Raw genomic sequence first — 12,089 nt, forward strand, 5'->3', positions numbered from 1 at the left:
GAAAGTATGAGTAAAAAGCTGATTGAGCATTCTCAAATGAAACGAATCAGTTGGTTTGAGACCAGCCTAAGGGTTGGAGGCCCATCGCATCTGTACGTTGCCGCACCCAGCTCAAAAACGTTGATCTTTATCCCTAAGTTCTCTAGCGCACAGACATCCGAGTGGTCCGACTCCGATCATATAGCTCCCTCCGTTTGAGTAGAGCACCAATATCAAACACTAAAGACGAGGGTCAGCAAGGAGCAAAAGCCATCAACGCTTTCAAATTTTCGGCCCGCACACGGAACGAGCTACGCCATGACCAGGACACCGAGTTATTGCGCGCAGAGCTGTTCAGCATTGAGCAGCTCAAACGTCATGCGGTTTCCCTGGGTGGAAAACATCAAATCGAGCAACGTTCGGGGAGAGACAGGTTACTGCCACGGCTGGCGGACAATGAGCGCGTTCTGCTGGCGGCCTATGATGCTGTCACGGCCGCAGCAAAGCCTGGGCTACGGGTCATTCCAACCGAATCATGGTTGCTCGACAACTTTTATCTGATCGAGCAGCAGATCAGCCTGGCACGTAGACATCTTCCACGCGGATACAGTCGGCAGTTGCCACGTCTGGCCGATGGTCAGTCGGTCGGTTTTCCTCGTATTTACGATTTGGCACTGGAGTTGATTTCACACATGGATGGGCGCGTAGATAGCGACAACGCCTCCCAATTCATTGCCGCTTACCAGACAGTGGAACACTTGAAGCTGGGCGAGTTATGGGCCTTCCCGATCATGCTGCAGTTGGCGTTGCTGGAAAATCTGCGCCGCGTTGCTGTGCGCATTGCCCAACGACGCGAGGAGCGTGATGAAGCCATCAAGTGGGCGGACAGGATGTTTGCCGCAGCCGAAAACGATCCGAAGCATTTAATCCAATTGCTGGCTGAGTTCGCCCATTCTGATATACCGCTGACCGCACCGTTTGTGGAGGAGTTTTACGACCGGCTTCAGGCTTTGGGACCTGCCATGGCCTTTGTACAAACCTGGGTCGAGCAGAAGTTGATCGAGCAGGGTGTAACGGCTACGAAGCTGTCGGAGGCTGCCGGGCGTGCGGATGCGGCCAACCAGATATCCATCGCCAATAGCATCGGCAGCCTGCGCTTCATCGGTGCCAAGGACTGGAAGGAGTTTGTCGAATCGCTCAGTGTCGTCGAAAAGACTTTACGTGAAGATCCATCGGGCATGCACGCCAGTCAGGATTTTGCTACACGTGACCGCTACCGGCATGTCATCGAAGACGTGGCACGAGGCAGTACCTACAGCGAAATGGAGGTGGCGCGCGAGGCCATTGTTCTCGCTCAGGCGGCTGCCGATAATCAAAGCCTCAGCGACCGCAGCGCTCATGTCGGCTACTACCTGGTCGATAATGGTCGGCCATATCTGGAGCGTGCAGTAGGCTGTCGCCCATCATTGAAAAACCGTGTAAAAAGGCTGTGCCGGCCTATTTGTCTACCCCTCTATTCAGGCTCCATTGCGTTACTGACGTTGCTCACGACAGCAGCTGTACTTTATGCGATTGATGGGTTCGCACTCTATGACTGGCGCTACCTGTTTTTTGCCATCGCCGGTATGGTTGGGACCTCGGCACTCGCGGCAGCGCTGGTAAACCTGATGGTCACGCTGTTTGTGCCTCCTCGCGCATTACCACGACTGGATTTTTCACAGGGTATTCCCGTCGCTCACCGCAGTATGGTGATCGTGCCCACTTTGCTCAGCAGTCGGCAGGAGATCGATAACCTGCTTGAGGCCCAGGAGATACGATATCTCGGCAACCGAGATCTGAACCTGTTTTTTGCTTTGCTGACGGATTTTCGTGACGCACCTGAGCAGACACTCCCAGACGATTTGGCCCTCGTGGATTACGCGCGCTCAGCAGTCGAGACACTCAACGCAATCTATTGCGACGATCGTCCCTGCATCTTCTATCTTTTTCACCGACCACGGCTGTGGAATCCGTTCGAAGGTGTTTGGATGGGTTACGAGCGCAAGCGCGGCAAGCTTGAGCAGTTCAATGCCAGGCTACGGGGCGAAGAGCTGACTGCCTTCTCGGAGATCGTAGGCGACCAGACTATCCTGACATCGATTCAGTACGTCATCACTCTGGATACCGATACACAATTGCCTCGCGATGCTGCACGCACTCTGATAGGCAACCTGGCGCATCCACTCAACAGGCCGGTCTACGACACCGACAAGGGACGCATTGTAGAAGGCCACGCGATTCTGCAACCGCGTGCCTCGATCAGCCTGATCAGTGCCAATCAGTCTCGCTTTACCAAACTATTCGCGGGCGACTCCGGGCTCGACCCCTACACGCGCGAGGTGTCGGATGTGTATCAGGATATTTTTGGGGAAGGATCGTTTATCGGCAAGGGCATTTACGACGTCGACGCGTTTCGTCAGGCCGTCGACGGATGCTTTCCTGAAAATCTCATCCTCAGTCACGACCTTCTGGAAGGTGGATACGCGCGCTCTGCTTTGGTGACCGACGTAGAGCTGATAGAGGAGCAACCCGCCAGTATCGCCATGGAGTCAAGTCGACGCCACCGCTGGATCCGCGGTGATTGGCAACTTGCTGGCTGGCTGCTGCCACGTGTGCCTGGACCACCCGGGGTGAATGGTGCCAGATCGAAGCGGCTGGCAAACCCTCTGTCGGCTCTGTCGCTGTGGAAAATTTTCGATAACCTGCGACGCAGCCTGGTGTCGCCGGCACTGCTTGCTCTACTGATCGTGGGATGGTTTACGGGCCAGGGAGTCATGTCGACCCTGCTGGTTTTGGCTGTGGTATTTCTGCCCATTTTGCTGTCTACCTTAATCGAACTGATTCGTAAGCCTGCACAGTGCAACTGGCTGATGCATCTGAGCCTGACCGGACAATCTGCTGGCCGCCCGATCGCACTCGCCCTGCTGACCCTGGCCTTTTTGCCCTATGACACGCGTATTGTTCTGGGCGCTATCTGGCGCTCAGGCGTGCGTATGCCGTTTACCCGACGCGGTTTGCTACTGTGGCAACTACCCGGCTACGCACGACGCAACGCTTGCCGGTCGCTGACTGATTGTTACTCGGAGATGTGGGTAGCGCCGGTTCTCGCAGCGGGACTGGTTGTTGGACTGGTTGTAGGACTGGGTTTTGAACTGAGTGTGGGGCTGATAATGACACCAGCAACCTGGCTCGTCGCGTCCCCAATGCTATTGTTGTGGCTGGTGTCGCCTGCCGTCGGCTGGTGGATCAGTCAGCCGCTGGTTGCCCTAACTCCTGGTTTGAGTGGCGAACAAAACATCTTCCTGCGTACAGTGGCCCGCCGTACCTGGCGCTACTTTGCAGATTTCGTGGGTCCGGATGAAAACTGGCTGCCCCCCGATAACTTCCAGACCTACCCTGCACCAGCCATTGCCTCACGTACCTCGCCCACCAATTTGGGCATGTCATTGCTCGCCGACCTGGCAGCGGTCGACTTTGGTTATCTCACTACAGGCGAATGTCTGCAGCGTATCGGCAACACCTTCACAGCGATGGAGAAACTGGAACGCTACCGCGGCCATTTCCTTAACTGGTACGACACCAGAACGATGCTACCGCTCCACCCGCTATACGTCTCTTCTGTGGACAGCGGTAACCTGGTGGGTAGCCTGCTCACGCTGCAGGCGGGCCTGGCTGAGATGAAAAACCAACCGGTGTTATCATTCAGCGCGTTGCAAGGATTGCAGGATACCCTACAGGTGTTGACCGAACAGCTACCCACCTCTTCAGACCCTTTACTGGTAGAAAACTGTCGCCTGCTGCAGGAAACACTGCACGCCATCACACTGAAAGGTCCGCCGCAAACAATGGCTGCTGCCATCAGTTCGCTGGACCAGATTGAGCACATTGGCGGCTCACTGCTTGCCTGGCTGCCATTGGATGTCGACAGGGATGGAGAACTGTTTTACTGGGCACGGGCATTTGACCTGCAGCTCCGAGCGCTTCGCGACGAACTCGAATGGCTGGTACCTGAATCGTGGCAAGGCAGTACGCTGCCGACCCGAATGGAGTTGGCGGGCTCGAATGCCAGATCTGATGGAATAGCCGCACAGTCACAAATCGACCTCATCGACGATTTGATGAATCGATGCCGCGCTCTGGCACAGATGGATTTCACGTTTCTCTACGATACGGAATCCGGCCTGTTGACCATTGGATACGACATGAATGAACGGCGCCGAGATCCTGCCTGCTACGATCTATTGGCGTCAGAAGCGCGCCTGGCCAGTTTTCTGCTTATCGCACAGGGGCAGGTACCGCAGAAACATTGGTTCGCGCTCGGCCGCCTGCTGACCAGTCATGGTGGTGACGTCAGCCTGATTTCGTGGAGCGGTTCGATGTTCGAATACCTGATGCCGCAGTTGATCATGCCGAGCTACGCCAATACTCTGCTGGAACATACCTGCAAAGCTGCCGTATCACGCCAGATTGAATACGGTCGGCAACGTGAGGTGCCTTGGGGAATTTCCGAATCCTGCTACAACGCCACCGACTTCAATCAGGTCTACCAATACCGGGCTTTCGGCGTGCCTGGCCTGGGCTTCAAACGCGGGCTGGGAGACGACTTGGTGATCGCCCCTTACGCCAGTGCGCTGGCGCTGATGGTGATGCCGCGTGAAGCCTGTCGCAATCTACAGGTATTAGCCGATCAGGGATTCCTCGGCGAATACGGGTTTTACGAAGCCATCGACTACACGCCCTCTCGTGTGCCAAGAGGTAAGACGCATGCCATCGTGCAGAACTTTATGGTCCATCACCAAGGCATGAGCCTGCTCTCCTTTGCACATGTTTTGCTTGATCAGCCAATGCAGCGCCGCTTTATGTCAGACCCTCTGGTACGGGCGACCGAATTACTGCTGCAAGAGCGGGTACCGAGGAAGAGCGATACCTTGCACCCACACGCGGCAGAAGTCAGCGCGGCCGCTCGCCCCCCCAACGCAGACGACGGCGCGATGATGCGGGTGTTTACCGACCCCGACACACGACTACCTGAAGTTCACCTGCTGTCAAACGGCCGCTATCATGTCATGGCAACCCATGCAGGCGGCGGAGCCAGCCGCTGGGGTGACCTCGCCGTTACCCGCTGGCGCGAAGATGCCACCTCGGACGGCTGGGGCACTTTCATTTACCTGCGCGATTGCAACAGCGGTAAATACTGGTCGACGACGCACCAGCCGACCCTGTGCCAAGCCGATTATTACGAAGCGATTTTTGTACAGGCGCGCGCAGAGTACAGGCGGCGTGACCACGCTATTGAAGCACATACCGAGATCAGCGTATCACCGGAAGACGATGTCGAGATACGTCGTGTCACGCTCACCAATCAATCGTCGCGTACCCGTCAGATTGAAGTAACGAGCTTCACGGAAGTTGTGCTTGCGCCGCTGACCGCCGACCTGGCACATCGCTCATTCAGTAATCTGTTCGTACAGACTGAAATCCTGCCCGAGCAAAAAGCAATTCTATGCACCCGACGCCCCCGCACACCGGGTGAACAGGTTCCCTGGATGTTTCATCTGCTTGCCGCACCAGGTTCTGTGGCTAGCGAGCCTTCCTGCGAGACTGATCGTGCGCGCTTTATTGGGCGCGGCCGTACAGCGGCCAATCCGTTGGTACTGGATGATGAAGGCCACTCGGCTTTATCAAACACCCAAGGGGCAGTGCTTGACCCCTGTGTGGCAATCCGCAGCACCCTGACCTTATCGCCCGACGAATCAACAAGCGTGCAGATCATTACCGGCGTTGCAGATACACGCGAGGCCGCACTGGCTCTGATCGAGAAATATGGTGACCGCCACTTCGTTGAGCGCGCGTTCGAACTGGCCTGGTTCCAGAGCCAGGAGGTACTGCGACACCTGAACGCAACCGAAGCCGATGCTCAGATTTTTGGCCGCCTGGCCAGCTCTGTCATTTACGGTAATGCTTTGCGCCGCGCGGCTCCCGGCATTATTGCCCGCAACCAATTGGGACAACCCGGATTGTGGCGCTTTGCCATCTCGGGAGATCTGCCCATCGTATTACTGTTTATCGGCGACGTGAGCCGTATCGATCTGGTCAAGCAGGTCGTGCAAGCTCATGCCTATTGGCGCATGAAAGGCCTGGCCGCCGATCTGGTGATCATCAATGAGGGCTTTTCGGGCTACCGGGCAGTGTTACAGGACATGATCATGGGTCTGATCAATGCAGGCCCGGAAGCCCAGGTGATTGATAAACCGGGCGGGATCTTCGTGCGACGCGCCGAAGATCTTACTGAGGACGAACGCGTGCTGTTGCAGACTGTTGCGCGTATTGTCTTCAGTGACACGAACGAAACGCTGATTGAGCAGGTGGATCGACGTGTGTCACCTGAACGTACATCCGATCTGCTGGAACCTTCACTGGAAGCAGACATTCATCCAGTTGAGCCGATGACACCACGCGAACTTGTTTTCAACAATGGCCTGGGTGGTTTCACACCCAGCGGCCACGAATATGTCGTCACGCTCGAACCCGGACAAACCACACCAGCGCCCTGGGCTAACGTAATCGCCAGCCCGCACATCGGTACCGTCGTCAGCGAGAGCGGCAGTGCCTATACCTGGGTGGAAAATGCACACGAGTTCCGCCTCACCCCCTGGCACAACGATCCACTGTGTGACAGCAGTGGCGAAGCGCTTTACATCCGTGACGAAGAAACAGGCGAATTCTGGTCGCCGACGCCTCTACCCGTCCGGGGCCGCTCTGGCTATGTCTGCCGACACGGCTTCGGTTACAGCGTGTTCGAGCACTGCGAGGCGGGCATTGCCTCAGAACTCTCAACCTATGTTGCCATGGATGCACCAGTGAAGTTTCTGGTGGTCAAGCTGCTCAATCAGTCGGATCGTGCCCGCAACCTGTCGCTCACCGGGTACTGGGAGCTGGTAATGGGCGAGTGGCGACATGCCAACCTGATGCACATCGTCACCGAAATCGATCTGCACACTGGTGCGCTGCTCGCCCGTAATGCCTACGGCCGAGGTTGTGCCAACCGAGTGGTGTTTGCACAGGTCAGCGAGCGTGAACGGTCGGTAAGCGGCAACCGAACCGAGTTCATCGGCCGCAACGGCGCACTTGCCAGCCCAGCAGCAATGCGCCGTAAACGTTTGTCAGGCAGAATCGGGGCAGGCCTCGACCCCTGCGCTGCACTCCAGACCAAGATTGACCTCGCTCCCGGCCAGGAGTGTGAGATTGTGTTCACCTTCGGTGCGGCTGGGAACGCCGACGAGGCACGACGTTATATCCAACAATTCGGCGGGCAGGCAGGCGCAGCACTGGCATTGGAAGCAGTAGCGGACTACTGGAGCCACACCCTGGGCGCGGTCAAAGTAGACACACCAGATCTGGCACTTAACCTGATGGCAAACGGCTGGCTGGTTTATCAAACCCTGTCGTGCAGGCTGTGGGCGCGCAGCGGCTACTACCAGTCTGGTGGCGCCTACGGTTTTCGTGACCAGCTGCAGGACACCATGGCACTGATTCACACAACACCATGGCTCGCCCGAGAGCAACTGCTCCTGCACGCCGGTCGCCAGTTTATCAAGGGTGATGTGCAACACTGGTGGCACCCACCTAACGGTCAGGGTGTACGTACGCACTTTTCCGACGACTATCTGTGGTTGCCCTATGCCACCTGTCGTTATGTGCTGACCACAGGCGATACCAGTGTGCTTGATGAGCCTATCCACTTTCTGGAAGGACGTGAGTTGTCAGCGGAAGAGGAAGCCTACTACGATCAGCCGCAGCGCTCACCTGAAATGGCCAGTCTGTACGAGCACTGCGTGCGTGCACTCAAGCACGGCCTGCGTTTCGGGGCTCATCAATTGCCGTTGATGGGTTGTGGCGACTGGAACGATGGCATGAATCTGGTTGGCAAGGACGGCAAGGGCGAAAGCGTCTGGTTGGCCTGGTTTCTGGTCGAGAATCTCGAACTGTTTGCCGGCATCGCTGGCGAGCGCAAAGACCAGGAATTTGCTGAGCTGTGCAACACTCAGGCAACACAGTTGCGCGACAACATCGAGGCACAGGCCTGGGATGGCGCCTGGTATCGACGCGCCTATTTTGATGACGGCACACCGCTGGGATCAAGCAGTAACGACGAATGTCAGATCGATTCGATCAGCCAGAGTTGGGCAGTCATCTCGAAAGGCGGTGATACAGAGCGAGCCCGTCAGGCGATGATGGCAGTGGATCAGCGCCTGGTGCAGCGTGATCAGCAGATTATCCAGCTGCTCGACCCACCTTTTGATAAATCAGACCTTGAGCCCGGCTATATCAAGGGCTATATCCCCGGTGTGCGTGAGAACGGCGGGCAATACACCCATGCCGCGATCTGGGCCACGATGGCATTTGCCATGCAGGGAAATAACGAACGTGCGTGGGAATACTTTGCCATGCTCAATCCGATTAACCATGGCAGCACGCCAGAAGCAATTGAGCGCTACAAAGTCGAGCCCTACGTCATGTGTGCGGATATCTATGGGGTATCACCACACTCCGGTCGTGGTGGCTGGACCTGGTACACAGGGGCGGCAGGCTGGATGTATCGGTTGACAGTCGAAACCTTGCTCGGACTGCAGCTGGAAGCAGATCACCTGCGCATAGTGCCCTGTATTCCGGCTGATTGGGATAGCTACAAAATCCACTACCGCTTCCACGACACCCTCTACCACATCCATATCAAGCGCGTCGGCACAACATCAGGACAGGTAACCCGTGTGATGTTGGACGGCACAGAGTGTCATGACATGCGCATTCCGCTGCTAGACGACCGTCGTGAGCACTTTGTCGAAGTGGACATCTAAAACCATTTTCTGGGACTGGGTGCGCTTACGAACAGACAACCCAGTGCTCAGACACCGATCATGAAGGTATGCGAATGCTATAGCTGACTGCTTTGGCATTCGCTTCAACACGAACCGCGCAAGCTAACTGCCAGCGTAATTCGGAACTTAAAACTGAAAAACACAAGCAAGGATTTTCTCATGACCAGAGTTAACACTGCAGCAATCACTCTCTGTCTTCTCAGCGCATTACCTATTACAGCAGCTGCACAACCTTCGGATTTACTCCCACGCGACGGTGACCGGGAACTGTCCATCTCCGGAACCGGCAGCAGCGACCAGAGCTTCAATAGTGGCACCTTCGGTGTGACCGGCGACATGGGCTGGTACATGGGTACTGACCTGGTCGTCGGTATCCGCCAAAGCATCAATTACGCCAGTATCAAAGGAGAAAGCCTCAAGGACGATTTATGGAATGGCTCAACCCGTGGTTACGTCAACTACCACTTTCTTGATGATCGTGCACGGCCGTTCATCGGAGCCAGTCTTGGTGGCATTTATGGCGACGGAGTCAAGGATAGTGCCTTCGCAGGGGTTGAAGCAGGCCTGAAATATTACGTACAGAAGAATACGTACATTCTTTCCCGCGTTGAGTATCAGTTCCTCTTCAACAACACCAGTGATGCCAGCGATGCGTTCCAGGACGATGGAGTCTGGGCTTATACGGTAGGTCTGGGTTTCAACTTCTAAATCACCTCAAAGCGCTGATGAGGTGTGGAAAAGCCCCACACCTCCATGGAGGTAACCATGGCTACGAAAAAGAACCAAGCTCAAACGTCACGAGTTAAAAGCAATGGCAAAGTATCAAAAAAGGATCATGACGGCGTACTCAGAACCAACGACTTAATCACAAAACAGGCCAAGGCAAGTGACGATTTGGTCGCCGCAATACCCTACAACAGCAACAAGGAGCTAGAGCACGGACACGACAACGCCCTGGCTCCACCACCTGGAGCGACTGCAGAGCCGAGTTCATGTGCACTCACTGCAAGCACAGTGACTGAGGAAACGGGCACTGCCAAAACTGGTGGTGCAGCGCTGCTCGGAACGAATGCGACCGTTGCTTCGCTTGACCGGGTCCGGGTCGATGCCAGCGATCAGCCTTTGACGACGAATCAAGGCGTTCGCATCAGCGATAATCAGAACACTCTTAAAGCCGGACTTCGCGGTCCATCCTTGCTCGAAGATTTCGTGTTGCGTGAGAAAATCACCCACTTCGATCATGAACGCATTCCCGAGCGCGTCGTCCATGCCCGTGGCTCAGCCGCACACGGCTATTTCGAAGCCTATGACGCGCTGACCAAACACACCCGCGCTGCACCGTTCGCCGAGAAAGGAAAAATCACGCCTGTATTTACGCGATTTTCCACCGTGGCGGGTGAGCGCGGATCGAAAGACACAGCGCGCGACGCGCGCGGCTTCGCGGTGAAGTTCTATACCGATGAAGGTAACTGGGATCTGGTCGGCAATAACATACCGGTGTTCTTCATTCAGGATGCAATGAAGTTCCCTGATCTGGTACATGCCGTCAAGCCGGAACCGCACCATGGCATGCCTCAAGCAGCGTCTGCCCATGATACCTTCTGGGACTTTGTCTCATTGATGCCGGAATCAACTCACATGCTGATGTGGGTGATGTCGGATCGAGGGATTCCGCGCAGTTATCGGATGATGCAGGGCTTTGGCGTGCATACCTTTCGTCTGGTTAACGACCAGGGCGAATCCGTATTCTGCAAGTTCCACTGGAAGCCGCTGCAGGGAACCCATTCGTTAGTCTGGGATGAAGCAGTAAAAATTTCGGGCGCAGATCCTGACTTTCATCGACGTGATTTGTGGGAAGCCATCGAGTCGGGCGAGTTCCCTGAATGGGAGCTGGGACTGCAGATATTCACCGAAGAACAGGCCGATGGCTTCAGCTTCGATGTACTCGACTCAACCAAACTGATACCGGAAGAACTAGTCCCAGTTACACCTGTCGGCCGCATGGTTCTGAACCGCAACCCTGACAACTTCTTCGCGGAAACTGAACAGGTCGCCTTCTGCGCGGCACACATCATTCCGGGTATCGACTTCTCCAATGACCCGTTGCTTGCAGGTCGTATCCATTCCTATGTGGATACTCAAATCACGCGACTTGGCGGTCCAAATTTCCACGAGATCCCGATCAATTCTCCGATCGCCCCGGTGCAGAACAACCAACGCGATGGCCTGCATCGTCAGGCGCTGCCTCGCGGAAAGGTGGCATACGAGCCGAACTCATTAGCTGGTGGCTGCCCTTTTCAGACGGGAGCAACTCAAGCAGGAACAGCTCAACCCAGAACAAATGGTTTCGTCTCCTTCCCAGAGGCCACTGCCGAAGACAAGGTTCGTGGCAAGCCGGCAAAATTCGCCGAGCATTACACGCAAGCCACATTATTCTTCAACAGTCAGTCCGATGTTGAGAAAGCACATATTGCAGCCGCATTTCGATTCGAGCTGAGCAAAGTCGGAGTCCCTGCCATACGTGAGCGGATGCTGTCCTCACTGGTAAACGTTTCTCAGGAGCTCGCTGCAGAAGTTGCCGCAGGACTGGGCATGGAGATACCAGATACCATGCCGAAAGCCACTGCCAATCCACAGACTCCGAAAGTAACTGTTTCTCCAGCCTTGTCACTTCTGGCGTTACCGGGCGAATGCGGCATCCGTACCCGTCAGATTGCGGTGTTAGTCGATAATGGCGTCCATATTGACTCACTTCTCTCCCTGCATGATGCACTGGTTGAAGCCGGTGCAGTCGTTCATTTCGTTGGGCCACGAGTAGGCATGTTCGTAGGCGACTCCGGTGCGGGGATAGAAGCGAACAAGTCGATGGAGAACTCTCCGGGATTTCTGTTCGACGCGCTGGTACTGCCAGATGGTAGCCAGGCGGTCAAGGCGCTTGCGGGTAATGAGCATACGGCGGCGTTTATTCAAGATCTGTTCAAGCACTGCAAAACGATTCTGGCTTTGGGTGCAGGACGGGAGTTGTTGGGAATGGCCGGCATCGGTCAGGTCAGTGAAAAGGATGAGGGAGTCCTGCTGGCAGATAGCACCGACGCGGCCAAGGTTGCTCCTGCATTTATCGATGCAGTCGCCGCTCATCGTCATCTATCTCGCTTAACCGGCCCACCAACCAAATGATGCTGAAAGCGAAGC

3 protein-coding genes are annotated in these 12,089 nt (G+C 55.8%); all 3 read left to right on the forward strand.

Going from position 1 to position 12,089, the window contains the following annotated elements:
- Positions 1-317 precede the first annotated feature (317 nt).
- The 3 genes from ACK3CJ_RS14875 to ACK3CJ_RS14885 all read left to right on the forward strand — a co-directional run bounded on the left by ACK3CJ_RS14875 (position 318) and on the right by ACK3CJ_RS14885 (position 12,074).
- The gene (locus ACK3CJ_RS14875; protein ID WP_409522998.1) at positions 318-8,876 is read left to right on the forward strand and encodes a GH36-type glycosyl hydrolase domain-containing protein; all 8,559 of its coding nucleotides are present in this window, start codon (positions 318-320) and stop codon (positions 8,874-8,876) included.
- Positions 8,877-9,056: 180 nt separating this feature from the next.
- Positions 9,057-9,605, forward strand: coding sequence for a hypothetical protein (locus ACK3CJ_RS14880; protein ID WP_409522999.1), 549 nt, complete (start codon positions 9,057-9,059; stop codon positions 9,603-9,605).
- A gap of 306 nt (positions 9,606-9,911) precedes the next feature.
- The gene (locus ACK3CJ_RS14885; RefSeq protein ID WP_409523000.1) at positions 9,912-12,074 is read left to right on the forward strand and encodes a catalase; all 2,163 of its coding nucleotides are present in this window, start codon (positions 9,912-9,914) and stop codon (positions 12,072-12,074) included.
- Positions 12,075-12,089 lie beyond the last annotated feature (15 nt).

This window comes from Nitrincola salilacus, from assembly GCF_046271865.1.
Lineage (GTDB): Bacteria > Pseudomonadota > Gammaproteobacteria > Pseudomonadales > Balneatricaceae > Nitrincola > Nitrincola salilacus.

Bases quoted from the DNA above. Each gene is read 5' to 3' on its own strand.
- ACK3CJ_RS14880 (WP_409522999.1), top strand. From the start codon at position 9,057: ATGACCAGAGTTAACACTGCAGCAATCACTCTCTGTCTTCTCAGCGCA.